19 protein-coding genes and 2 pseudogenes are annotated in these 25,559 nt (G+C 60.1%); 10 read left to right on the plus strand and 11 right to left on the minus strand.

Annotated features, from left to right (window positions below; all coding sequences use genetic code 11):
* Position 1 precedes the first annotated feature (1 nt).
* The 8 genes from POF45_RS09015 to edd form a co-directional block, all read right to left on the minus strand.
* Positions 2–847 (minus strand): carbohydrate ABC transporter permease, encoded by an 846-nt coding sequence (locus tag POF45_RS09015; RefSeq protein WP_282315546.1) that lies wholly within the window; start codon positions 845–847, stop codon positions 2–4.
* On the minus strand, positions 840–1,748 hold the full coding sequence (locus POF45_RS09020) for a carbohydrate ABC transporter permease (protein WP_054044927.1): 909 nt from the start codon (positions 1,746–1,748) through the stop codon (positions 840–842). The genes POF45_RS09015 and POF45_RS09020 overlap by 8 nt, the downstream gene beginning before the upstream one ends.
* Positions 1,749–1,931: 183 nt before the next feature.
* Positions 1,932–3,233, minus strand: coding sequence for an ABC transporter substrate-binding protein (locus POF45_RS09025; protein WP_259495995.1), 1,302 nt, complete (start codon positions 3,231–3,233; stop codon positions 1,932–1,934).
* Between the two features lie 116 nt (positions 3,234–3,349).
* Positions 3,350–4,621: a D-mannose isomerase gene (locus POF45_RS09030; protein WP_282315547.1), complete on the minus strand. Its 1,272-nt coding sequence runs from the start codon at positions 4,619–4,621 to the stop codon at positions 3,350–3,352.
* Positions 4,622–4,849: 228 nt separating this feature from the next.
* On the minus strand, positions 4,850–6,319 hold the full coding sequence (locus POF45_RS09035; protein ID WP_259495998.1) for an ATP-binding protein: 1,470 nt from the start codon (positions 6,317–6,319) through the stop codon (positions 4,850–4,852).
* Entirely contained in the window at positions 6,309–7,040 is a 732-nt protein-coding gene (locus POF45_RS09040) for a response regulator (RefSeq protein ID WP_259495999.1), read from the minus strand. Before POF45_RS09040 ends, POF45_RS09035 begins: the two co-directional genes overlap by 11 nt.
* A gap of 169 nt (positions 7,041–7,209) precedes the next feature.
* Positions 7,210–8,160, minus strand: a complete 951-nt coding sequence (locus POF45_RS09045; protein ID WP_259496001.1) for a glucokinase — start codon at positions 8,158–8,160, stop codon at positions 7,210–7,212.
* The gene (gene edd, locus POF45_RS09050; protein ID WP_259496002.1) at positions 8,157–9,983 is read right to left on the minus strand and encodes a phosphogluconate dehydratase; all 1,827 of its coding nucleotides are present in this window, start codon (positions 9,981–9,983) and stop codon (positions 8,157–8,159) included. The genes POF45_RS09045 and edd overlap by 4 nt, the downstream gene beginning before the upstream one ends.
* 219 nt (positions 9,984–10,202) lie before the next feature.
* Between edd and gap the strand changes: the two genes are divergently transcribed.
* The 7 genes from gap (at position 10,203) to POF45_RS09085 (ending at position 17,891) form a co-directional block, all read left to right on the plus strand.
* Positions 10,203–11,204, plus strand: coding sequence for a type I glyceraldehyde-3-phosphate dehydrogenase (gene gap / locus POF45_RS09055; protein ID WP_259496004.1), 1,002 nt, complete (start codon positions 10,203–10,205; stop codon positions 11,202–11,204).
* Between the two features lie 198 nt (positions 11,205–11,402).
* Positions 11,403–11,921, plus strand: a complete 519-nt coding sequence (locus POF45_RS09060; RefSeq protein ID WP_259496006.1) for an RNA polymerase sigma factor — start codon at positions 11,403–11,405, stop codon at positions 11,919–11,921.
* A 123-nt stretch (positions 11,922–12,044) separates the two neighbouring features.
* Entirely contained in the window at positions 12,045–13,010 is a 966-nt protein-coding gene (locus POF45_RS09065) for a FecR family protein (protein WP_282315548.1), read from the plus strand.
* A gap of 122 nt (positions 13,011–13,132) precedes the next feature.
* Entirely contained in the window at positions 13,133–15,718 is a 2,586-nt protein-coding gene (locus POF45_RS09070) for a TonB-dependent receptor (protein WP_282315549.1), read from the plus strand.
* A gap of 113 nt (positions 15,719–15,831) precedes the next feature.
* Positions 15,832–16,434: a biliverdin-producing heme oxygenase gene (locus POF45_RS09075; protein WP_282315550.1), complete on the plus strand. Its 603-nt coding sequence runs from the start codon at positions 15,832–15,834 to the stop codon at positions 16,432–16,434.
* Between the two features lie 177 nt (positions 16,435–16,611).
* Positions 16,612–17,007: a YbaN family protein gene (locus tag POF45_RS09080; protein WP_259496013.1), complete on the plus strand. Its 396-nt coding sequence runs from the start codon at positions 16,612–16,614 to the stop codon at positions 17,005–17,007.
* Positions 17,008–17,156: 149 nt separating this feature from the next.
* Positions 17,157–17,891, plus strand: a complete 735-nt coding sequence (locus POF45_RS09085) for a hypothetical protein (RefSeq protein WP_282315551.1) — start codon at positions 17,157–17,159, stop codon at positions 17,889–17,891.
* A 61-nt stretch (positions 17,892–17,952) separates the two neighbouring features.
* On the opposite strand, the gene POF45_RS09090 is transcribed toward POF45_RS09085, so the two are convergent.
* Positions 17,953–18,825 (minus strand): hypothetical protein, encoded by an 873-nt coding sequence (locus POF45_RS09090; RefSeq protein WP_282315552.1) that lies wholly within the window; start codon positions 18,823–18,825, stop codon positions 17,953–17,955.
* A 571-nt stretch (positions 18,826–19,396) separates the two neighbouring features.
* Here POF45_RS09090 and POF45_RS29850 point away from each other — a divergent pair.
* The 3 genes and pseudogenes from POF45_RS29850 to POF45_RS09100 form a co-directional block, all read left to right on the plus strand.
* A pseudogene (locus POF45_RS29850) lies at positions 19,397–20,413 on the plus strand (methyl-accepting chemotaxis protein); the annotation flags it as partial.
* Between the two features lie 342 nt (positions 20,414–20,755).
* Positions 20,756–21,271, plus strand: a pseudogene (locus tag POF45_RS29855) (methyl-accepting chemotaxis protein); the annotation flags it as partial.
* A 134-nt stretch (positions 21,272–21,405) separates the two neighbouring features.
* Positions 21,406–22,737, plus strand: a complete 1,332-nt coding sequence (locus POF45_RS09100) for a CoA transferase (RefSeq protein WP_282315553.1) — start codon at positions 21,406–21,408, stop codon at positions 22,735–22,737.
* Between the two features lie 173 nt (positions 22,738–22,910).
* On the opposite strand, the gene POF45_RS09105 is transcribed toward POF45_RS09100, so the two are convergent.
* On the minus strand, positions 22,911–23,774 hold the full coding sequence (locus tag POF45_RS09105) for a DNA-3-methyladenine glycosylase family protein (protein WP_259496021.1): 864 nt from the start codon (positions 23,772–23,774) through the stop codon (positions 22,911–22,913).
* Positions 23,771–25,198: an arginine-ornithine antiporter gene (arcD, locus tag POF45_RS09110; protein ID WP_259496023.1), complete on the minus strand. Its 1,428-nt coding sequence runs from the start codon at positions 25,196–25,198 to the stop codon at positions 23,771–23,773. Before arcD ends, POF45_RS09105 begins: the two co-directional genes overlap by 4 nt.
* Positions 25,199–25,559 lie beyond the last annotated feature (361 nt).

Consider the following 25,559-nt stretch of genomic DNA (forward strand, 5'->3'; position numbering starts at 1 on the left):
ATTACCCCTTGACTGCGCCGGCCGTCAGCCCGCGCACGAAATACTTGCCTGCGACCACATAGACCAGCAGGGTCGGCAGCCCGGCGATCATCGCCGCCGCCATATCAACGTTATATTCCTTGGCCCCGGTACTGGTGTTGACCAGGTTGTTCAGCGCCACCGTGATCGGTTGCGAGTCACCGCTGGAGAACACCACGCCGAAGAGGAAGTCGTTCCAGATCTGGGTGAACTGCCAGATCAGGCAGACCATGATGATCGGGGTGGACATCGGCAGGATGATCAGGCGGAAGATCGTGAAGAAACCCGCGCCATCGAGCCGCGCCGCCTTGACCAGCGCATCGGGAACACTGACGTAGTAGTTGCGGAAAAACAGCGTGGTGAATGCCAGTCCGTAGACGATGTGCACAAACACCAGGCCGGTAGTGGTACTGGCCAGGCCCATCTTGCCAAGTGTGAACGAGGCCGGCAGCAGGACGGTCTGGAACGGCAGGAAGCAGCCGAACAACAGCAAGCCGAAGAATAGTTGCGACCCCCGGAAGCGCCACATTGACAGCACATAGCCGTTCAGTGCACCGATCGCGGTGGAGATCAGCACCGCCGGGACGGTGATCTTGATCGAGTTCCAGAAATACCCGTCGACCGTGGCCCAGGCCTTGACCCAGCCAATGCCGGTGACCACGGTCGGCCAGCTCAGCAGGTTGCCGGTATTGATGTCTTCCGGCGTCTTGAAACTGGTCAACAGCATGACCACCAGCGGTATCAGGTACAGGAATACGGCAAGGATCAGCACGGCGTAGATCGCGATGCGACTCAGGCTGATGGAAGGTTTGGCAGCGAAACTAGTCATGACGCTTGGTCCTCAGCTCGGAGTACAGGTAAGGCACGATGATTGCGAGAATCGCACCGAGCATCAGAATCGCACTGGCCGAGCCCATGCCCATCTGGCCGCGACTGAAGGTAAAGGAATACATGAACATCGCAGGCAGGTCGGAGGAATAACCCGGGCCACCGGCGGTCATTGCCGCCACCAGGTCAAAACTCTTGATCGCGATGTGGGCCAGGATCATCACCGCACTGAAGAACACCGGGCGCAGGCTCGGCAATACCACTTTAAGGTAAATGCGCGGCATGCTCGCGCCATCGATCTGGGCGGCACGGATGATCGATTGATCAACCCCACGCAGGCCGGCGAGGAACATCGCCATGATAAAGCCCGAGGCTTGCCATACCGCAGCGATCACCAGGCAATACACCACGCGATCCGGGTCGATCAGCCAGTCCAGGCGAAAGCCTTCCCAGCCCCAGTCACGCAGCAATTTGTCCAGGCCCATGCCCGGGTTGAGCAGCCACTTCCAGGCGGTACCGGTGACGATCATCGAGAGCGCCATCGGGTACAGGTAAATGGTGCGAATGAAACCTTCGCGACGAATGCGCTGGTCAAGAAACACCGCCAGCAGCACTCCGATTACCAGGGTGATACCGATGAACATGCCGCCGAACACCGCCAGATTCTTGCTCGCCACCCACCAACGGTCGTTGTCGAACAGCCGCTGGTACTGCGCCAGGCCCGCCCATTTGTAAGTGGGCAGGAAGGTCGACGTGGTGAACGAGAGGACGAATGTCCACAGGATATAGCCATAAAAGCCCACCAGAACGATGAACATGCTGGGCGCCAGCACCAGTTTGGGGAGCCAGCGCTGCAGTGCATCGAACGGCGAGGCCTTGCTGAACACAGCAACAGAACTCATGGGAAGATCCAGTACGAGAAAAAGAGACTACTTATGTTATGCACGCCTTGTGGGCAGGCTCTTGTGGGAGCTGGCTTGCCTGCGATGGCATCACTCGGTTGCAACGGGTACACCGAGGTGTCTGCATCGCGGGCAAGCCCGACGCCCATAAAAGCCTTCCACAGGGGACGGCGGCTCTAACAGTTACTTGGCAGACTTGACCGCTGCGCCGAGTTTCCTGGCGGCATCGGCAGGATCAGCTTTTGGATCGTTGATGTAGTTGGTCACGACATCAAAGAACGCGCCCTGTACGGCCAGCGTGGTCGCCATGTTGTGCGCCATGCTTGGTTGCAGGCCGCCGGTCTTGGCATCTTCCAGGAAGTCCTTGGCCGCCTTCTGGGCACACTCGTCGAAGCCGAGCTTGTCCATTTCGTGGAGCATGTCGTTGCGAACCGGGATCGAGCCTTTGTTGATGCTGAAGACTTTCTGGAAGTTCTCACCCAGCACGATTTTGGCAATGTCCTGCTGCGCGGCAGCAGTGCCCGCGTTCTTCTGCTTGAACACGGCCAGGGAGTCGATGTTGTAGGTGAACGCCTTGTCAGTGCCCGGGAACGCTACGCACTCGTAGTCCTTGCCAGCGACTTTCTTGGCGGCTGTCCACTCGCTCTTGGCCCAGTCACCCATGATCTGCATGCCGGCCTTGCCGTTGATGACCTTGGCCGCTTCCAGGTTCCAGTCCTGGCCTTTGCCGTCGACGTCCATGTAGGTCGCGACTTTCTTCAGCTCGGTCAGCGCCTTGACCATGCCAGGGCCGGTCAGTGCGTCGTTGTCCAGGTCCACCAGGGCTTTCTTGTAGCCATCAACGCCCATGACCGACAGCACCACCGCTTCGAACACGGTGCTGTCCTGCCAAGGCTGGCCGCCGTGGGCAAGCGCAATGAAGCCCGCAGCCTTGAGCTTGTCGCCGGCCGCGTAGAACTCTTCAAGGGTAGTAGGTGGTTTTTCGATGCCGGCTTTCTTGAAGACTTCCGGGTTGATCCACAGCCAGTTGACGCGGTGGATGTTCACCGGCACGGCCACGTAGTCACCGTTGTACTTCACAGTATCAGAGACTTTCTTGTCGAGCAGGCTGTCCCACTTCTCTGATTTGGCGGTGTCTTTCAGGACGTCGGTGTCGAGCAGGCCGGTAGACGCCCATTCCTGGATGTCCGGCCCCTTGATCTGCGCAACGCCTGGCGGATTACCGGCTACGGCGCGGCTTTTGAGAACGGTCATGGCCGTGGCACCGCCACCGCCGGCGACTGCGCCATCTTTCCAGGTGAAGCCGTCTTTTTCGACTTGGGCCTTCAGTACATCGACCGCGGCTTTTTCGCCACCGGACGTCCACCAGTGAACAACTTCCACCGAACCTTTGGAGTCGGCGGCAAGCGTACTGAGGGGAAATGCACTGAGGGGAAGCAATGAGGCAAGAGAAATGACAGTAGCGAGGCGAGAAATCGCATTCATCTAGAAGTACCTTTCTTGTTGTTATGCATGCAAGTCTGGTGCTTGCGCTGCACGGATTTTAAACAGAGGGTAGCCCTTCTCAGGTAACGAAGGGACGCGGGAATGTCACCATATGGTTACATGGAACCGCTCTGGGACACGCTCCGGGACAATTGCGCCAGAGCAATAGCCATGCTCGGCGCCAACGGCAGGCGCGGAATCAGCACTGCTTGCCAGGCGTGATACAGGTCCGGCTTGCCGGCCCAGATATCGGCGCTCGGGCGGTTTTGCGGGTCGAGTTCGTGATGCCAGCTGCCGTCACAACGGTCGATGAAATGACTGTCACAGAAGTCCCACAACAATCGATACCAGTGTTCATATTGCTCCTCGCCGGTACGTTGTAGCAGCGCACTGGCAGCGGCGCTGGCTTCGCAATGGGTCCAGTGCAGACGATGGCGGACCACGGCGCGGTTGTCCCAGTCGAGGGTGTAGACGATGCCCGGCAAGCCGTCGACGTCCCAGCCATGACGACAGTTGTGCTCGAAAAGTTTCTGCGCATCAGTGACCAGCCAGCCCGGCGTGAGCATGCCCGCGCGCACTCGCGCCGCTTCCAGGTGCAGCACCAGCCGCGCCCACTCGAAGCCGTGGCCAGGCGTGGTGCCGTAGGGGCGGAAGCCGTCGGCCGGGTTATCGTGGTTGTATTCACGCAGGGGCTGCCAGTCGCGGTCGAAATGCTCGATTACCAGATAGCCGTTGGCGGCGGCATGACCATGGATCAGCCGCTCGACAATGCGTTGCGCACGGACCAGCCAACGGTTGTCGTCGGTGACATCGGCCAGGGCCAGAAATGCTTCGGTGGCGTGCATGTTGCTGTTGGCGCCACGATAGGCCTCTTCTTGCGCCCAGTCGCGGCTGAAGGACTCGCGCATGGCGCCCTCCTCCTCGCTCCAGAAATGGGTGTCGATGATGTTGATTGCGTCATCAAGCAAGGCTTCGGCGCCAGGACGCTGGGCAACCACGGCGGAACTGGCGGCCAAGGCAACAAAGGCATGCAGGTAAGCGGCTTTGCCGGTGTTGTTATCGCGATGATGGGCAACGGCGAACCAGCCCCCATGCCTGGCGTCGCGCAATGGGCCACTGAGGGCTTTGACGCCGTGATCCACCAGTTCGGCAAACCCGGGCAGGCCCTGAATATGGGCCATGGCGAAGCTGTGGGTCATGCGCGCGGTGTTCATGGTTTCGGCATGGGCATTGGCAGGCAAGCGGCCTTTTTCGTCGAGGTTGCCGAAGCCTTCGGGGAGCCTGGAAGCCTTGGCGAATGCCAGCAGGCGCTGGCCTTCGGCGGCGAGCCATTGCTGGTGGGCAGGGGCTTTCAGCCAACTGCTGAAGGCGGGTTGGAAGGAGTCCATAGGGTGCCTTTTTTTGTTGTTTTGACGGGGGGAGTCTAAACAACGGGCAGGGATGGGCAGGTAACGAAGGGGACGAGTTATGTCACCGGATGGTGACATTCAGGTATGAACAGTACTGCCTGATCTGACACCTTCGCGGGCAAGCCCATTCCCACAGGGGTTTCGTGTCGTACACGAATCCAATGTGGGAGCCGGGCTTGCCCGCGATGAACGATAACGCAGTCCCTGCTAGTCAACACTGCGCGGCAACTGCAACGTCACCCTCAACCCGCCCTCGCGCAAATTCTGCAGCGTCACTTCACCGCCATGGCTGTGGGCAATGTTGCGTGCAATCCCCAGCCCCAGCCCATACCCCTGCTGCTGTCCAGCCAGTCGAAAATGCGGTTCGAACACCTGCTCCAGCCGCTGCTCGGGCACGCCCGGTCCTTCGTCATCGACATGCAGGACAAACGCGCTGTCATCGTCGTCGATGTGCAAATGCGCGTTCTGCCCGTACTTCAAGGCGTTGTCGATCAGGTTGCCGATGCAGCGTTTAAGCGCCAGTGGTTTACCCGGATACGCCGCCAGTGCACGGCCATCCTGGGTGACGCGGCCATTGCCATTGGGTGCCAGGTACGGCTCGACCAGGCAATCAAGCACATGATTGAGGTCCACCGGCTCGATATTTTCGTGGATGTCGGTGTCTTTCACACATTGCAGTGCGCCTTTGACCAGCAGCTCCAACTCGTCCAGGTCGCGCCCGAACTTGGCTTGCAGCTTCTCGTCTTCGAGCAGTTCGACCCGCAGCCGCAAGCGGGTGATCGGCGTACGCAAGTCATGGGAAATAGCACTGAACAACTGGCTGCGTTCGGTCAGGTATCGGCTGATGCGCTCACGCATGGCATTGAAGGCACGGCCGACCTCGATCACTTCACTGCCGCCGCCCTCGGCCACCGGCTCGACATCGGCGCCCAGGGACATGTCCCGCGCCGCACGGGCCAGGCGCTTGAGCGGCCGGCTCTGCCAGTGCACCAGCAAGCCGATGAACAACAGCAAGAAGCCGCTGGTGAGGACGATAAACCACACCTGCTGCGCCGGCAGCCCCTGCTCTTCCAGGCTGGTGTAGGGCTCGGGCAACAGCGAGGCGATGTACAGCCATTCGCCGGGCGCCATCTGGATCTGCGTGACCAGCACCGGTGGGTTCACCGGCTCCAGGGTCAACGCGTAGTGCGCCCAGGAACGCGGCAACTCATCGAGTTTCAGCCCGCTGTTGAAAATGCGCAGGTCTTCGGGGCTGACAAAAGTCACCGAGATGTCGACGTCCTGGCCCAGCGACTCACGCAGTACCTGATCGACTGCATTGAGCACGGCTTGCTTGCGCGGGGTGATCGGCAGCACTTCCATGCCCAGCGGTTTGTCATTGAGCGTCACCACGAACCGGGTGCCGCCCATGCTGCGCAACTGGTCGAGCACCAACGGGCGGAACGCCACCGGCAGCGAGCGCAAATAGCTGACGCTGGCGGTCATCGAATGCGCCAGGCTGCGGGCGCTGGTCACCAGCCCTTCGAGCTGGGTGGCGCGCAGTTGCGAGACCCAGATCACACTGGAAAGCGCCTGGGCCGCCAACACCACCAGCAAGGTCAGCAGCAACATCCGGCCCAGCAACGAATGCGGCACCGGCACCCGACCCGCAAGTTTTCGCAGGCCGTCAGTGACCATTGCTGGCAACCACATTGGCTGCCAGTTGGTAGCCACTGCCGCGCACGGTACGGATCAGTCGCGGCGGCTTTTCGGTGTCGCGCAGACGTTGACGCAAGCGGCTGACCGCCATGTCGACGATGCGATCCAGCGGCATCAGGTCGCGGCCACGGGTGGCGTTGCCGATGGTGTCGCGGTCGAGAATTTCCTGGGGGTGATCGAGGAACAGTTTCAGCAGGGCGAAATCGGCGCCGGACAAGATCACTTCTTCGCCATCAATGTGAAACAGGCGATGACTGACCATGTCCAGCCGCCAGTCGTCGAAAACCAGCACTTCCGGGCCGGATCGCTCCTGACCAAACTGCGCACGACGCAACAGCGCCTTGATCCGGGCCTGCAATTCTCGTGGGCTGAAGGGTTTGCCAAGATAATCGTCGGCACCGAGTTCCAGGCCGATGACCCGGTCGGCCTCGTCGGAACTGGCGGTGAGCATGATGATCGGCACCTGCGCCTGACGCGGGTGCTGGCGAATCCAGCGACAGAGACTGAAACCGTCTTCATCCGGCAGCATCACATCGAGAATCACCAGATCGCTCGGCGCATCGTTCATGGCTTGGCGAAAGCCTGCGCCATCGGGCGTGGTGCGCACCTGAAAACCTGCACGGGTCAGGTAGGTGTCCAGCAACTCGCGTATCTCTTGATCGTCATCGACCAACAAAATCGACTTGTTGACTGAGCTCACTTCGAAGGCGTCCTTGTTTTTGGTATTGGGGCGGATTATGCCTGATGAACCCTGAATATTTGTTGCCTGTTCTGGCCCTATCGCGAGCAAGCTCGCTCCCACAGGGGTCATGTGATCGACACAAAACCAATGTGGGAGCGAGCTTGCTCGCGATAAAGGCGACTCGGTATCAAGCCTGCTCGAGCGCCACACCCGCACCCATCAGCCCGGAATACGGTGCTGTCACCAGCCACACCGGAATGCCCTTGAAGTAGTCGCTCATGCAGCCCTTGTCGGCAAAACACCGGGCGAAACCGCTTTCGAGGAAGAAATCGGCAAACCGAGGAATCACCCCGCCGACGATGTACACACCGCCGCGCCCACCGACCGTCAGCACGTTGTTGCCCGCCACGCGGCCGAGCCAGCAGCAGAACTGCTCCAGCACTTCCAGCGCCACCGGGTCACCGGCCAGCCCTGCCGCCGTGATGGCTTCCGGGGTGTCGAACTGCGGCTCATGACCATCTACCGCGCAGATCGCCCGGTAAACCCGGGGCAGCCCGCCGCCGCTCAACGCGGTCTCGGCGCTGACATGCCCGATCTCATTGAAGATGTGTTGCCACAGCTGGGTTTCACGCGAACTGCTCAAGGGCAAATCAACGTGACCGCCCTCCCCCGGCAATGCCGCGAAACGGCCTTCGCCCAGGTGCAGCAACGTGCCCACACCCAGCCCCGTGCCCGGCCCGATCACCACGGCCGGGCGCAACGGCTCCGGCGTGCCTTCGCAGACCACCCGAAACTCGTCTGGCTGCAAACGGGTCATGCCCAGTGCCATGGCCGAGAAATCGTTGACCAGCAGCAACTGGTCCACCTGCAAGGTCTGGCAGAACGCCTTGCGGCTCAGGCGCCAGTGGTTGTTGGTGAACTTGAATTCGTCACCGCTCACAGGCCCGGCCACCGACAGGCACACCGAGCCAATGGCGCCCGGCTTGAGGCCGAGGCCAGTCAGGTAGACGCCGATGGCCTCTTCCGGACTGGTATGTTCCGCCGTCGGCAGCACCTGGATCGATTCCAGTTGCTGGTTTTTCCACAACGCGAAGCGTGCGTTGGTCCCACCGATGTCACCGACCAAAGCCAGTTTCAATTAAGCGTCTCCAGGGCAGAAGTAAAGGCGCTGGCGCCCTGCTCTGCCGAGCTGAAAGCCATGCGCATGAAACCGAACAGTTCGCGACCGCTGCCAATGTTATTGCCCAACAGGCCCTTGGCCGGGGTGCGTGCTGCGAATTCGTCAGGGTCCACCTTAAGCTCCAGGGTGCCTTTGACGCCATCGACGCGGATGATATCGCCCTCTTGCACCCGCGCCAAAGCGCCGCCGACATAAGCTTCGGGACTGACGTGAATGGCCGCCGGGATTTTCCCCGAGGCGCCGGACATGCGCCCGTCGGTCACCAGTGCGACCTTGAAGCCGCGATCCTGCAACACGCCGAGGAACGGCGTCATCTTGTGCAGCTCCGGCATACCGTTGGAACGCGGGCCCTGGAAGCGCATGACGGCAACAAAATCCTTCTCCAGCAAACCGGCCTTGAACGCATCGGCCAGGTCCTGCTGGTCCTGGAACACCATCGCTGGCGCCTCGACAATCTGGTTTTCCAGCGCCACAGCCGAGACCTTCATCACACCGCGACCGAGATTACCTTCCATCACCCGCAGGCCGCCTTCTTGGGAGAATGCGCGTGCCACCGGACGCAGAATCGTTTCGTCGAGGCTCTCGATCGGGCCTTCGCGCCATACCAGTTCGCCGTTATCGAGGAACGGCTCCACGGTGTAACGGCTCAGGCCATGACCCAGCACAGTGTTGACGTTTTCGTGAAGCAGGCCCGCTTCCAGCAGTTCGCGGATCAGGAACGACATGCCGCCTGCTGCCTGGAAATGGTTGATGTCGGCTTTGCCGTTCGGGTAGACGTGGCTCAGGGTCGGCACCACCTCGGACAGATCGGCCATGTCCTGCCAGGTCAGCTGAATGCCTGCCGCCATGGCGATGGCCGGCATGTGCAGCGTGTGGTTGGTCGAGCCGCCGGTGGCGTGCAGGGCCACGATGGAGTTGACCAGCGAACGCTCGTCGACGATTTCGCCGATGGGCATGAAGTCGCCGTTCTGCTTGGTCAGACGCGTGACCTGATGCGCCGCCTCGCGAGTCAGGGCGTCGCGCAACGGTGTGTTCGGATTGACGAAAGAGGCACCCGGCAAGTGCAGGCCCATGACTTCCATCAGTAACTGGTTGGTGTTGGCGGTGCCGTAGAAGGTGCAGGTGCCGGGGCTGTGGTAGGAGTTCATTTCCGACTCCAACAGCTCTTCGCGGCTGGCCTTGCCTTCGGCGTAGCGCTGGCGCACATCGGCTTTCTGCTTGTTGGAAATCCCCGAAACCATTGGCCCGCCCGGCACAAAGATGGTCGGCAGATGGCCGAAACGCAACGCGCCCATCATCAGGCCCGGCACGATCTTGTCGCAGATGCCCAGCATCAGCGCGCCGTCGAACATGTTGTGGGACAACGCCACGGCGGTGGACAGCGCGATCACTTCGCGGCTGGGCAGACTCAGCTCCATGCCGGGCTCACCCTGCGTCACGCCATCGCACATGGCCGGAGTGCCGCCCGCGAATTGACCGACGGAGCCGATCTCGCGCAGGGCTTTCTTGATTTGTTCGGGAAAGACCTCGTACGGCTGATGCGCCGAGAGCATGTCGTTATAAGACGAAACAATAGCGATGTTGGCGGAGTTCATCATCCGCAGGCTGTGCTTGTCCTCGGTGCCACACCCGGCCACGCCATGGGCAAAGTTGGCGCATTGCAACTTACCGCGCATCGGGCCATCGCTGGCGGCGCCGCGAATGAGCGCAAGGTATGCCTCACGGGTTGCACGGCTGCGGGCAATAAGCCGTTCGGTGACCTCAAGTACGCGGGGATGCATGTGTAGAACTCCAGGCTAACGGATGTGGCGACCTGATTGTCTATGCTGATCAAGGACCGGTGTCGATGGGATGACGGACGGTTTTCTTGATCGATCGGACCAGTTGATTCAGGTCACTCGTTGTAGATTGAACAAAATATTGCCATTAAAAAGGCTTGTTTTCTATTTTTATGCGAATAATCTTGTAATTCCAACAACAAAACCACGGCGGCGCTGTAAATGACTCTTCGAATCGCAATCAATGGTTTTGGCCGTATCGGCCGTAACGTCCTGCGCGCACTGTATACCCAAGGCTATCGACAGGATCTGCAGATCGTCGCCATCAACGACCTGGGCGACAGCTCGATCAATGCACATCTGCTCAAGTACGACACCGTTCACGGCACATTCGACGCCGATGTTCAGCACGACAACGAAAGCCTGACCGTCAATGGCGACCGCATCTCGGTCAGCGCCATCCGCAACCCGGCGGAACTGCCCTGGGCTGCCGAGAAAATTGACGTGGTGTTCGAATGCACCGGTCTGTTCACCGACCGCGCCAAAGCCGCCGCGCATATTACCGCTGGCGCCCGCAAAGTGATTATCTCGGCCCCGGCCAAAGGCGCCGATGCCACCGTGGTTTATGGTGTCAACCACGACATTCTGCGCCAGTCGCACCAGATTATTTCCAACGCGTCGTGCACCACCAACTGCCTGGCCCCGGTGGCCCAGATACTGCACCGCGAGTTGGGCATCGAAAGCGGTCTGATGACCACCATTCATGCCTACACCAACGACCAGAACCTGACCGACGTCTATCACACCGACCCGTACCGCGCGCGTTCGGCCACCCAGAACATGATCCCGAGCAAAACCGGCGCCGCTGAAGCGGTGGGCCTGGTGCTGCCGGAACTGGCAGGCAAACTGACCGGCATGGCCGTGCGTGTGCCGGTGATCAACGTGTCACTGGTGGATTTGACCGTGCAACTCAAGCGCGAAGCGTCGGCTGATGAAGTGAATGCGCTGCTGAAGGAAGCCAGCCAGCACTCGAAAATCCTTGGTTACAACACCCTGCCGCTGGTCTCCAGCGACTTCAACCACAACCCGCTGTCGTCGATCTTCGACGCCAACCACACCAAAGTCAGCGGCAAGCTGCTCAAGGTGCTGGCCTGGTACGACAACGAATGGGGCTTCTCCAACCGCATGCTGGATAACTGCCTGGCGCTGTGTAACGCGGAATAACCCACGGCCCCCTGTGGGAGCGAGCCTGCTTGCGAAAGCGGTGTGTCAGTAAACATTCGCGTCGACTGACACGCCTTCTTCGCGAGCACGCCGGCTCCCACAGGTTTGAAGGTGTTACATCGCGGTCACAAATCAGCGCTTGACCATTCGAGCAGATGATAAGCATTATCATTCGCTAAAAATGGATCAGGTCCTCCCGTGAGTCAATCGCGCTTCAATCACGTCTTCATCGCCCAGCGCCTCTCGTTGCTGCGAACCCTGGAGCGGATGGTCAACAATCACAGCACCGCCGAAGACCTGCTGCAGGAAACGTATCTGCGCGTGACGCGGGCGCTGAGTGAACGGGCCATCGATCACCTTGAACCTTTCGTATTCCAGACCGCCCGCAACCTGGCGCTGGACCATTTGCGTGCGCGGCGCATTCAGTCACGCACCCTGGTCGACGATGTGCCGCTGGACGTGGTGCAAAGTATTGCCGCACCCACCAGCAGCGCCGAAGACGCTGCCCACGCCGAACAACTGCTGGAACGCCTGAACCTGAGTCTCGGTGAGTTGAGCCCGCGTCAGCAGCAGATCTTCATCCTCAGTCGCCTGCACGGCCACAGCTACCTGGAAATCGCCGAACAACTCGGTGTGTCGTTGAGCACCGTGCAAAAGGAATTGAAGCTGATCATGGCGATCTGCATCGGCGTGGCGCAACGGTTGAATGGCGATTGAGTCTGCAGCAGCGGCTGCTCAACACCGTTGATCAACTGCGCGCACGCTCAGGCTTTGCTACCCTTGCGCTACTTTCAAGCTGACTAAAAAACAGCGGTGCACAGACACTGCCGAGGAAACACCGTGACCGACACCCACCGCTCCCAAACGCCCGACCCGGCGCGGGACCCTGCACAGGCGATGGACCAGGCGCTGGACTGGTTGATCGTGATGGGCAGCCCGAGCGAGGAACAGGCCCGGGCATTTCACCAGTGGTTGGTCGCCGATCCGCTGCACGCCGAGGCGTTCGCCAGGGCCCAGATGATCTGGGACAGTCCGCCAATCAGCCTGTGCGCACAAAATCTTGCCGCCGCGCCTGCAACAGTGACCATGCTGTCGCGCCTGCGCCTGCACTGGAAACCGCTGGCCACCGCGGCCGTGCTGGTGCTCGGCCTGTTCAGTTTCACCAATCTGCCAATGCGCATTCAGGCCGATCATCTGACGGTGGTCGGCGAGCGCCAGCGTCTGCAACTGGAGGACGGTTCGAAAGTCCTGCTCAACACCAACTCGGCGTTTTCCAGCACCATCAACGATCACCAGCGCGTAGCCCGTTTGTATCAGGGCGAAGCGTTTTTCGAGGTGCCCGCCAATCGCCCCGGCTCACTGGAAATCGATGCCGGCCCGGTCAAGGCCAGCGTGCGTGATACCACGTTCGCCGTGCGCTACCTTGACGGCATCGCACAAGTCCAGGTGCAGCGCGGTGACGTGGATTTGCGCGCGACCCGGGACGACACGCGGGTACGGCTGTCGGCCGGCGAAAGCATTCGCATCGGTCCGAACGGCTTCGACCGCCCGGCCAAACTCGATGCGGCCACTGACCTTGCGTGGGTCCAGGGCCGGTTGGTGTTCGAGAACTGCCCGATGAGCCAGGTACTGGCGGAACTGCGTCGCTACTATCCAGGCTGGATCATCAACAATAACGAGCAGTTGGCCGATGTCGCCGTCACCGGCAATTACCGACTCGATCAGCCGCTGGATGTTGTCCGCTCGCTGGCCCATATCACTTCGGCGCGACTGCAGGAATTTCCGTCCCTGATGATCCTGAACTAAATGATAATTATTTTTACTCGATAGCTGAAGCTCGTTCGTCTAGTTATAGCCAATGCAATTGATTCGCATCTCGATATGCCAATCAGCACCTATAAAGATTCGTGCGACACGGAGCGTTATCGATGTCCTCTCGCCTTACCCGCCAGTCCTCTTCACCTTCTCGCGTATTGTCACTATTGACCGCCGCCATCCTGATGGCCGGGGCCACACCGTTGATGGCCGCCACGGCCGCCGACCAGCCGAGCCACAACATGGGCGACTACGCGTTCGCCATTCCACAGCAGTCTTTGGTCTCGGCGCTCAACGCGTTTACCGCCGTGACAGGCTGGCAGGTCGGCTTGCCAGCCGAACTGGCGCAAGGCGTTTCCTCGCCGGGCGTGCGCGGTTCACTGCCACCGGAAAAAGCCCTGGATCGCCTGTTGGTGGGGACCAACCTGAGCTATCGCAAGCTGAGCAATAACAACATCGTGCTGGAACGCCGCGCCAACAGCGGCTCGCTCAACCTGCAACAGGTGACCATCAGCGCCACTCGCCAGGAACAAAGCATCGACAGCGTACCGGCCACCGTCACCGTGCACACCCGCGACGAGCTGGACCGCAACAACGTCAACACCATCAAGGAACTGGTGCGCTACGAGCCGGGCGTTTCGGTGGGCGGCGCCGGTCAGCGTGGCGGCATCAGCGGTTACAACATTCGCGGCATCGACGGCGACCGCATCCTGACCCAGGTCGACGGCGTCGAAATACCGGACGGCTTCTTCAACGGTCCGTACGCCAAGACCCAGCGCAACTACGTCGACCCGGAAATCATCAAGCGCGTCGAAATTCTTCGCGGCCCGGCCTCGGTGCTGTACGGCAGCAATGCCATCGGCGGTGCGGTCAGTTATTTCACCCTCGATCCGGACGACATCATCAAGCCCGGCAACGATGTCGGCGCCCGCCTCAAGACCGGCTACAGCTCCGCCGACGACAGCTGGCTGAAATCCGCCACCATCGCCGGCCGCGCCGACCAGTTCGACGGTTTGCTGCATTTGAGCCAGCGCGACGGTCACGAAACCGAGTCCTATGGCAGCAATAACGGCATCGGTCTGGAACGTACCGCCGCCAACCCGGAAGACGTGAAAACCACTAACGTACTGGCCAAACTCGGCTGGAACTACGGCGACGGTTCGCGTCTGGGCCTGACCTACGAGAAGTACAAGGACGATCGCGATACCGATCAGAAAAGCGCCTACGGCGGTCCCTACGACAACGGCAAGCCGGCTATCCCTGGCTTGCCGGGTGGCATGTATCAGTGGCGAACCGGCAACGACACCGTTACCCGCGAGCGTTTCGGTCTGCAAAACAGCTTCGAGCTCAACAGCCTGCTGGCGGACAACGTCAAGTGGAGCCTGAACCACCAGGTCGCGAAAACCGATCAGAGCACCGAAGAGTATTACTACCCGATGTCGCGCAAGGTGCTGCGTACCCGGGACACTGTTTATGAAGAGAAACAGTGGGTCTTCGACGCGCAGCTGGATAAAGCCTTCAGCATCGCCGACACCGAACACCTGCTGACCTACGGCACCACCATCAAGCAACAGAAAGTCACCGGTTCGCGCAGCGGCAACGGCACCTGCGTGGCGGTCGGCCGCGGCTGTACCGCCATCGGCGCCGTCAGCCCGGCGGATGTGCTGAAAAAATCCAGCGACTTCCCGGACCCGACCATCAACACCTACAGCCTGTTCGCCCAGGACCAGATCAGCTGGAACAAGTGGACCTTCCTGCCGGGCCTGCGCTACGACTACACCCAGCTCAAGCCGCACATCACCCAGGAATTCCTCAACACCGTCAATCCCGATGGCAAAGGCACCGTCAGCGACGAGAACAAGACCTGGCATAAAGTGTCGCCGAAATTCGGCCTGACCTACGCCCTCACCGACCAGTACACCTGGTATGGCCAGTACGCCGAAGGTTTCCGCACGCCGTCCGCCAAGGCGCTGTACGGCCGCTACGAGAACTCCATCATCGGCTACAACGTGGCACCGAACCCGAACCTGGAACCGGAAAAGAGCAAGAGCTTCGAGACCGGTTTGCGCGGCAATTTCGAATCCGGCTCGTTCGACGTGGCAGTGTTCTATAACAAGTACCGCGACTTCATCAACGAAGATGCCGTGACGCCCGGCTACAACGAGATGACCTTCCAGAGCAACAACATCAAGCACGCCACGATCAAGGGCGCGGAGGTCAAAGGTCGCCTGAACCTCGATGCCTTCGGCGCACCCCAAGGCCTGTACACCAAGGGTTCGGTGGCTTACGCCTACGGTCGCAACAACGACACTGGCGAGCCGATCAACAGCGTCAACCCGCTGACCGGCGTGTTGGGCCTGGGCTACGACCAGGACAACTACGGCACCCTGCTGAGCTGGACCCTGGTGAAAAAGAAGGACCGCGTCGACGACAGCAACTTCAAATCGCCGGACGGCGTCAGCAGCCAGTTCAAGTCGCCGGGCTTCGGCATCCTCGACCTGAGTGGTTTCTACAAAGTGACCGACGATGTGACCGTCAGCGCCGGCGTCTACAACCTGACCGACAAGAAGTACTGGCTGTGGGATGACGTGCGCGGCTACGACAGCGTGGGCGAAGCGGCGGTATTGAGCCCGGCCAACCTTGATCGCCTGACCCAGCCGGGTCGCAACTTCGCGATCAATCTGGTCTGGGATATCTGATCCACGATCCCTCACTGCGCGGTTTCAACCCACCGCGCAGTGAGGTTTTTTTACTGTCAGGCGCCTTCTTGTTCGTCTCGTTACCAAGCGCCTCTTTTTCTCAAGGATTTGTCATGACCACTCAGGACACTGCTCAACGCCCTGCTCTGCGTTCACAACGTTTGAACCAGATCACCAACGAGCCGCACACCCGGCTCGATGCTCTGGTCAAAGCCCACGCACCGTTTGAAACCCAGGCCAACTTCGCGCGCTTCGTCGTCGCTCAGTACCTGTTCCAGTCGGAACTGGTGTCGCTGTACAACGATGCTGAACTGACCGCCATCGTCCCGGACCTGCCGGCCCGTTGCCGTGCCGAAGCGGCCAAGGCTGACCTGGCGGATCTGGACACCGACGTACCGGCGCCAGTGGCCGGTGCGGTGAAAAATCCAACCAAGGCTGCGGCGCTGGGCTGGTTGTTCGTGTCCGAAGGCTCGAAACTGGGAGCCGCGTTCCTGATCAAGCGTGCAGTGGGGCTGGGCTTGAGCGAAACCTTTGGCGCCCGCCATCTGGGCGAGCCGGCCGGTGGCCGTGCTGAAGGCTGGAAGCGCTTCGTGAAAACCCTCGATGGCCTGGAACTCAGCGCCGAGGAAGAAGCCGAAGCAGAACAAGCCGCCGTCGATGCGTTCACCCGCTTCACCGTGCTGCTGGAACAGGCGTATACCCCGGAACTCGCCTGACGAAACCAATCCCCCTGTGGGAGCTGGCTTGCCTGCGATGGGGGTGGATCAGTCGACATCCCTGTCGGCTGACATACTGCAATCGCAGGCAAGCCAGCTCCCACAATGGTTCTGGATACACCGCAAGACCCAATCAACACTTGCCGATCGTGCACCACACTGGTCACCATAAGCCCCATGCCTCACCTAGCCTCCTCCAAACTCGCCCGCCTCCTCTTCGGCCTCCTCGCCTACGTCAGCCTGGGCATCGGCCTGATCGCCATCATCGTGCCGGGCCTGCCAACCACCGAATTCATTCTGCTGGCCGCCTGGGCCGCCACCAAGAGTTCGCCGCGTCTGAGCGCCTGGCTGGAAAACCATCGGTTGTTCGGGCCGATCCTGTGCAACTGGCGCAACGGCAAAATCATCGCCCGCAAGGCCAAGGTTAGCGCCACCGTCAGCATGCTGCTGTGTGCAGGCCTGATGCTGGTGATGCTCGATCACGGCTGGCCGATTTACCTGGCGATTGCCGGCATGAGCCTGGGCAATCTGTGGATCTGGTCGCGGCCAGAGTCACTGCCGCAAGTATCCTGACACTTCTGAACACCTGCCAATAACAGCCAGCCACAGCACTTTCGAAACTGCCTACTTATTGTTCGGAATATTCCTACGTGTTTATCAGGTCACCCATTTCCGGGTCTGGCCGTTAAGCAACATGGAACCCCCTACAATGAGAAATTGATATGAATATAAGCAGCGCTGCATCCTTTCAAACTCCGTATCCGCAAATAGCGAAAGCGAGCATGGAAAAAAACCTGACTGAGAAAATCGAAGGTCCGGTAATAGATGAGGGAAGGGTGATGTTGACCATAGAGAAACTCATGCACCCTACAGTAATAATAGAAATTACCATCGAAGAACTCGATGAGCTGGATGAGTTCTTGAAGACGCCCGAAAACCTCCATAGCGTTAGACTAGATAATGATAGAAAAAATGCAGTTAGGTTTGGATGCTTTCGGTCTAAAGAGTTCCACGCAGGAGAAACACTCCGCAAAATGGAAGGAATTTACTCCGAATTCAAACAAGACCTGCGGAGCAAATGGCCCGACCTGGCCGATAAAGTAACCGGCTTCACGGTGGACGAAGACGGTCGTTTGAAAGTAACTTCGCCCCCCAACACCCTGGATACCAAAGAAGAAGAAATAATGAACACCCTGCTGAACGGGACCAAAGACTTACAATCCTTGACCCTCAAACACGCCAAAGTCGTGATTGAGCTGGTCCAGATGGATAAGCAACAGTTCGAAGGCAAGGTAAAAGTGAACCTGAGTAATTTCCATAAGCTGATTGACTATGGGTTATTATTGAACAAAGGCGCGCTACACATGGGGAAAACAGACTCTTGGCTGGATCAATTGAATAAAAGTGCAAACATTGAGCAGCACGAGAAGAAACAGGGGCTGCACATCGAGGCCTGATCGTTTGATAACACCCGGGAAAGCGAATATGCCCAACCGCTTTGCCGGGTGCGTGACAGCGTTAGTTTCGCAACATCCGCTGATAACAGATATGAGCGAATGACACGTTCGGCACATTGGGGCCTCCCACTCCCGAAGCCGCTTTGCCTTGAACCTCGATCAACCAATACCCCCGGTTGTATTCAACCTCCCACTGATAGTGATACTTGCCACTGCGGGTCCAGAAAGGATCGGACTTCAAACCTCCATGACACCGGCCCAACTGTATGACACCCTCAGCGTTACCAGTGCTGTCGGTTATGAGGGCGAAGCGGACCTCCCCCGCCCCCTTGTTCAATATCAAAGTAGCCGTAGCGCCTTCAAGCGCCTGCCCTGTCGAGTCCCTCAACCGGACCGACCAGTTCAAGACTCTGTAGGCCTGTGTAGTCGCCCAGTACAGCGGCAACTGACTGGCGTCGCCCTGCACGAGACTGCCGTCATAATAAGGCGCCGAACCAAACTCAAGGGTGTAAGAATCACCCGTCACGAACGGAACAGACGGCGTCTTCGAGATGCGAACCTGGACTTCCTGATTCGGCTGTAAGCCAGACACTGTAAAAGGTGTTCCCCAAGGGATAGCCGCCCAGTTTCCATCGCTTTGGTATTCCAGCGTCAATGTCGCGCCTTTGCTCCCCCCCGCATGGATCCACACATCCTGCCCCCGTAACGCCACAAAGCTGTAATGCTTCACATCCGCCTCGTCAGCCAGACGGTCCTCAAGGGTATTCAGTTTGTCCGGCAATACCGTTGCCGCTGCCGGTAGGTAAGAGGCCACGACCGGAATCGCTGCCGTGCTCAAAAAAGACATCGCCGGTGCCGAACCTGCCGCCAACAACACGCCCCAAAACAATAACACCGAGCGTAACCCGGTACTTTTAACGTCAATAATCCGCATGATGACTTTCTCATTATTAAAACCAGATGCCAGAAGCAAAAAACTTCCGGAAGAGTTCCACCGAAGTGGGCATCTGTATTCAAGCGCTGCTCGCTGTGTAAAAGGCGGTACATATGTATCGTGTGAACTTCATTGAACGCTCGACATAACCGACATGGGCGTCGATGACGAACTGATGACCGCTCATCGGCTCTGTCTCATGCAAACGCACCGCAAGCCGATGTTTCGGGTAAGGCGCTGAATGGATTTGGCGGCACGAGTCATCCCGGCTCACAGCTAATCAGCCATCCATTCGCGAGTTCGCCCTATGTTCGACGCTCTGTCCATCCGCCTGAAAATCGTCCTGCTCTCGGGTCTGTGCCTGCTCGGCGTCGTTGCGCTGATCGTCGGCATGAACCTGTACCAGACCAGCCGCAATGACGAACTGGTCAGCGCCTCCAGCAGCAAAATGCTCACCAACAGCGTGCAGAACCTGCTGCAGGCCAAGGCTGCCGAGCAGGCGGTGCGGTTGCAGAAGACGTTTGGCGAAAGCCTGCTGGTGGTGACCGCCCTGGCCGACCAGATCAAGGACATGCGGACCCTGGCCGCCAAGCGCTCACTGGCCGCTGGCGACCTGCGTGAGGAACTGAACCAGAGCCTGAAAACCGCCTTCGAGCGCAACAGCAAGGTGCTGGGGATCTGGCTGGCATTCGAGCCCAACGGCCTGGATGGCAAGGACAGCGAGTTCGTCAACGATGCGGCGCGTCAGTCCAACGAGGCCGGACGTTTCGCCAGTTACTGGAGCCGTGCCGGTGGCGCCGGGATCAACACGGTCATGGTCGAAGACGACATGACCAAAACCACCCTGAGCGTCAGCGGCACGCCGTATAACAGTTGGTACACCTGCCCTCGCGACAACAAGCGCACCTGCCTGCTGGACCCGTATGCCGATACGGTCGCCGGCAAGGAAATGTTGATGACCACTATTTCCGTGCCGCTGCTGGTGGACGGCAAGGCCATCGGCGTGGTCGGTGTGGACATCGCCCTCGACGCCCTGCAAGCGGCAGCCGTGGATTCCCAGCGCGACCTGTTCAACGGTGCCGGGCACATGCTGATCGTCTCCGGCAGCGGCGTACTCGCCGGTTTCAGTGTCGACGCCAGCAAGGTCGGCAAAAGCATGGGCGACACCTTGGGCGCCGACGGCAAGGACGTGCTGCAACTGCTCGCCAGCGGCACACCGAAAATTCTCGAACAAGGCGACCTGATCCGCGCGGTGTACCCGGTCAGCCCGATCAGCGACTCGAAAGCCTGGGGCGTGGTGATCGACCTGCCCAAGCAAGTGTTGCTGGCGGATTCGGTGAAACTGCAAACGCTACTCGATGACGCGCAACAAAGCGGTCTGATCAAGGCGCTGCTGGTGGCGATCGCCGCCGGGCTGGTCGGCTTGCTGCTGATTTGGCTCACCGCCTCCGGCGTGACCCGGCCAATCAACAGCGTGGCCCAAATGCTCAAGGCAATTGCCAGCGGCGACGGCGACCTGACCCAACGCCTGCACTACAGCAAGCAGGACGAACTGGGCGAACTGGTGAGCTGGTTCAATCGCTTCCTCGACAAACTGCAACCGACCATCGCGCAGATCAAGCAAAGCATTACCGACGCACGCACCACCGCCGATCAGTCTTCGGAAATCGCCCGTCAGACCAGCGAAGGCATGCAGGTGCAGTTCCGCGAAATCGACCAGGTAGCCACCGCCTCCAACGAAATGAGCGCCACCGCCCACGACGTCGCCAACAGCGCTTCGAATGCTGCCAACGCCGCCAAAGGTGCCGATCAGTCAGCCCGTGACGGCATGCAGATCATCGAGCGCAGCACCCACGACATCAATCTGCTGGCCGATGAAGTCAGCAAGGCAGTGACCGAAGTTGAGGCACTGGCGGTCAACAGCGAGCAGATCGGATCGGTACTGGAAGTGATCCGCAGCATCGCCGAGCAGACCAACCTGCTGGCGCTCAACGCAGCGATCGAAGCAGCCCGTGCCGGCGAAAGCGGTCGCGGCTTTGCCGTGGTGGCCGACGAAGTGCGCAACCTGGCCAAACGCACCCAGGATTCGGTGGAGGAAATCCGCATCGTCATCGAGCGCATACAGACAGGCACTCGCGGCGTTGTCGCCACCATGCATTCGAGCCAGACCCAGGCCCACAGCAACGCCGGGCAGATCCAGCAAGCGGTCCAGGCACTGGGTAAAATCAGTGACGCGGTGACGGTGATCAGCGACATGAACCTGCAAATCGCCAGCGCCGCTGAACAGCAAAGCGCCGTGGCCGAAGAGGTCAACCGCAACGTCTCGGCGATCCGCACCGTTACCGAAACCCTGACCGGCCAGGCCACCGAATCAGCGCAGATCAGCAGCCAGCTCAATGCACTGGCCACCCACCAGATGAAATTGATGGATCAGTTCCGGGTTTAAAGGAACACCACAGTCCCCCCTGTGGGAGCAAGCCCGCTCCCACAGGATTGAGTGCAAGACAGAGCATCGGGGGAATTCATCTGGCAGATCTTTTTTTTGATCTATCATCGAGCCCTCACCCCGGAGGGCCTTCGATGACTGATTTACTCACGTCCATTCAAGCCGCACTCGGCTTGCCGCACACCCCGATTCCGTTCACCTCGAGCGGCGCCCTGCCCTCGGCGTTTGCCGTTACCGACCTGGCCTGCGCCAGCATCGCCGTCGCCGGCCAAGCCGCCAGCGAACTGCTGCACCAGCAAACCGCTCGCCTGCCCACGCTCGAAGTCGACCGCCGCCTCGCCTCTTTCTGGTTTGCCTCCTCGATCCGCCCGACAGGCTGGAACGTGCCGCCGTTGTGGGACCCGATTGCCGGTGACTACGCGACCAAGGATGGCTGGATTCGCCTGCACACCAACGCCCCTCATCACCGTGTCGCCGCCCAAAGCGTGCTTGGGGCCTGCGCCGACCGCGCCGCGATGGCGAGCAAAGTCGCGCAGTGGGCGAAAACCGATCTGGAGCACGCCGTGGTCGAGGCCGGTGGTTGCGCCGCCGAGATGCGCAGTTGGGCACAGTGGCAGGCTCATCCACAGGGCCTCGCGGTGAACGCCGAACCGTTGGTGCAATTCACCGCAGCCAGCCAGCCACGCAGCACGCCGTGGCAAGGTTCGGTGGCGCAACCGTTGGCCGGAATCAAGGTACTGGATTTGACCCGTGTACTCGCCGGCCCAATCGCCAGTCGCTTCCTCGCCGGGCTGGGCGCCGACGTCCTGCGCATCGACCCACCGACCTGGAACGAACCTGGCGTGGTCCCGGAAATCACCCTGGGCAAACGCTGTGCTCGGCTGGACTTGCACGATGCGGCGGATCGCGCCGTGTTTGAAAGCCTGCTCAAGGACGCCGACATCCTGCTCCACGGCTACCGCGCCGACGCCCTGGAGCGTTTGGGCTACGGCGCCGAGCAACGCCAGCGCCTGGCACCCGGCCTGATCGACGTGTGCCTCAATGCCTACGGCTGGAGCGGCCCGTGGCAGCATCGGCGCGGCTTCGACAGTCTGGTGCAGATGAGCAGCGGGATTGCCGAGGCTGGCATGCAGTGGAAAAAAGCGGACAAGCCGACACCGCTGCCAGTGCAGGCGCTGGATCACGCGACCGGGTACTTGATGGCGGCCAGTGCGATCAAGTTGTTGGCCAGCGGTGGTTCGGCGCGGCTGTCATTGGCGCGTACGGCGAAGCTGTTGATCGAGCAAGGTGCCGGGACGGATGAGCCGTTGCGGGCTGAGGATGAACAGGATCAGGGGATGTTGATTGAACAGACACCGTGGGGGCCGGCGCATCGATTGCAGGTGCCGCTGAGGATCAGTGGGACGCCGGTGCAGTGGGCATTGCCGGCAACGGAATTGGGTGCGCATCGCGCACAGTGGTGGTGACTGAACCGGCCCTTTCGCGAGCAGGCTCGCTCCCACACTTGATGGCATTCCACCCTAGAACCCGGTCACCTGTGGGAGAGCTTGCTCCCACATTTGACCGAGTTCATCTGGAGAAACGCGATCACCTGTGGGAGCGGGCTTGCCCGCTCAATCACCACACACTCCAGATCAGCTCAATCAGCCCGACTCAAAGAAGTCCAAACAAGCTGCGCCGCATACCCCCGCCACGGCCGCCAATCCTCAGCCCGGCGCAACAACTCCCGAGCCGTCACAGGCTGACCCTCCAGCGCCGCCAACCCATTGATCAACCCCACATCGCCACCGGGAAACGCATCCAGATCCCGCAACTGGCGCAACGCGATGTACTGCGCCGTCCAGTCACCAATCCCGTGCAAAGCCCGCAACCGTGCCACGCCATCGGCCCGCCCCGGCTCAAACAACAACGGATCATCAAGCAATGCCTGCGCCACGCCAGACAGCGTTCGCCCACGGCTTTTGGGCATGCCCAGCGTCGCCAGATCCGCCGCCGCCAACACCGCCGCATCGGGAAACACATGGCTCAAGCCCGGCTGCGGCGCACGCAATGGTGCGCCATATTGCGCCACCAGTTTCCCCGCCAATTTGATCGCAGCGACGACAGTAATCTGTTGCCCCAACACCGCACGAATCGCCAGCTCCAACCCGTCCCACGCCCCTGGCACCCGCAGTCCCGGACGCTGGGCGATCAAACTTTCCATCAGTGGATCAACCGCCAGTTGCCGATGAATCAACGGCAGATCGGCATCCAGATCAAACATCCGCCGCAATCGCACCACGATCTGCGGTACGGCGCCGGGATCGGGGAAGTCCAGCGTCACCTCCAGCCCGTCGCCAATACCTGGCTTGATCGAAAAGGAACCGTGAACACCGTTCAAGCTGATGCTGCGCGAATACACGCCATCGACCACGGTTTCCATTCCGGCAATCGCCCGCGCCGACAAGAAGCCAAGCATCGCCGGCCAGTCATAGGGCGGCTGATAGTCGAGTCGCACGTTCACAGCGACAGCAACCCGCTATACAGCCCATACGCGGCCAACCCTGCCCCGCTGACGACACAGGCAAAGATCCCCTTCTCGACATGGGTGAACAATGGCTCGCCCTGCTCGCGTTTGGCCTTGGCAAACAGAATCACCCCCGGCGCATACAGCAGCGCTGACAGCAGCAGGTATTTCACCCCGCCGGCATACAAAAGCCACACGGCATAGCTCAGGGCGATGCCGCCGATCAGCAAGTCCTTGGTGCGTTCGGCCGAGGCGTGTTCATAGGTTTCGCCGCGCCCGCTCAGCAGTACGGCGTAGGCCGCCGACCACAGGTACGGCACCAGAATCATCGAGGAGGCGAGGTAGATCAGGCTGGTGTAGGTGCCGGCGGAAAACAGCGTGATCAACAGGAAAATCTGGATCATGCCGTTGGTCATCCACAGCGCGTTGACCGGCACATGGTTGGCGTTTTCCCGGGTCAGGAACGCCGGCATGGTCTTGTCCTTGGCGGTGGCGAAAAGGATCTCGGCGCAGAGCAATGCCCACGACAGCAACGCCCCGACCAGCGATACCGCCAGACCGACGCTGATCAGCAGCGCGCCCCAGGGCCCGACGATGTGTTCCAGCACCGCCGCCAGCGACGGATTCTGCAAGGCGGCCAGTTCCGGTTGACTCATGATGCCCAGCGACAACACGTTCACCAGCACCAGCAGCGCCAATACCCCGAGAAAACCGATGACGGTCGCCCGGCCCACATCTGTGCGCTTTTCGGCCCGGGCCGAGTAAACGCTGGCGCCTTCGATGCCGATGAACACGAAGACGGTGACCAGCATCATGTTGCGCACCTGGTCCATCACCCCGCCAAAGCTCGGGTTGCTGTGGCCCCAGATGTCGCGGGTAAAGACGTCTGTCTTGAACGCCACGGCGGCAATCACGATGAACATGATCAGCGGCACGATCTTGGCCACAGCCGTCAGTTGATTGATGAACGCCGCCTCCTTGATCCCGCGCAACACCAGGAAATGCACCGACCACAACAGCAGCGAAGCGCAGCCGATGGCAATCGGCGTGTTGCCCTGGCCGAAGGCCGGGAAGAAATACCCGAGGGTGCTGAACAGCAGCACGAAATAACCGACGCTGCCCATCCAGGCGCTGATCCAGTAACCCCAGGCGGATGAAAAGCCCATGTAGTCGCCGAACCCGGCCTTGGCATAGGCGTACACACCGGAGTCCAGTTCCGGCTTGCGGTTGGCCAGGGTCTGGAACACGAAGGCCAGGGTCAGCATGCCGACGGCGGTGATCGCCCAACCGATCAATATCGCCCCGGCATCGGCCCGTGCCGCCGTGTTCTGCGGTAATGAAAAAATCCCGCCACCAATCATCGACCCGACCACCAGCGCGATCAGCGCACTCAAGCGAAGTTTTTGTGTCGGTTGCGACATGACGGCCTCTTTCCTTTTTTCAATGTGCTTTACAGGGCCTGACGCAAAACGTGTGGCGAGGGAGCTTGCTCCCGCCGGGGCGCGAAGCGGCCCCCAAAAAAGGGTCTGCTACGCAGTCCAGCGGGAGCAAGCTCCCTCGCCACCATTGCAAGGCTTTAACTAAATAGATAAAGCTTCAAGTCGTTTATTCATAACGCCAACAACTCTATGTTATTGAAAACCGATCAATCTATCCGCATAGAGCTCGCCAGCAGTTTTGTGCGCTTAAACCAATAAATCAATTCTGTACTGAAAACAGATGCGGAAATTTGCCAATTCGTGAAAACGAACTAGCTTCAACAGCTCCACGCGATAGGAGTCA

This window comes from Pseudomonas fungipugnans (genome assembly GCF_029955235.1).
GTDB classification, from domain to species: Bacteria; Pseudomonadota; Gammaproteobacteria; order Pseudomonadales; family Pseudomonadaceae; genus Aquipseudomonas; species Aquipseudomonas fungipugnans.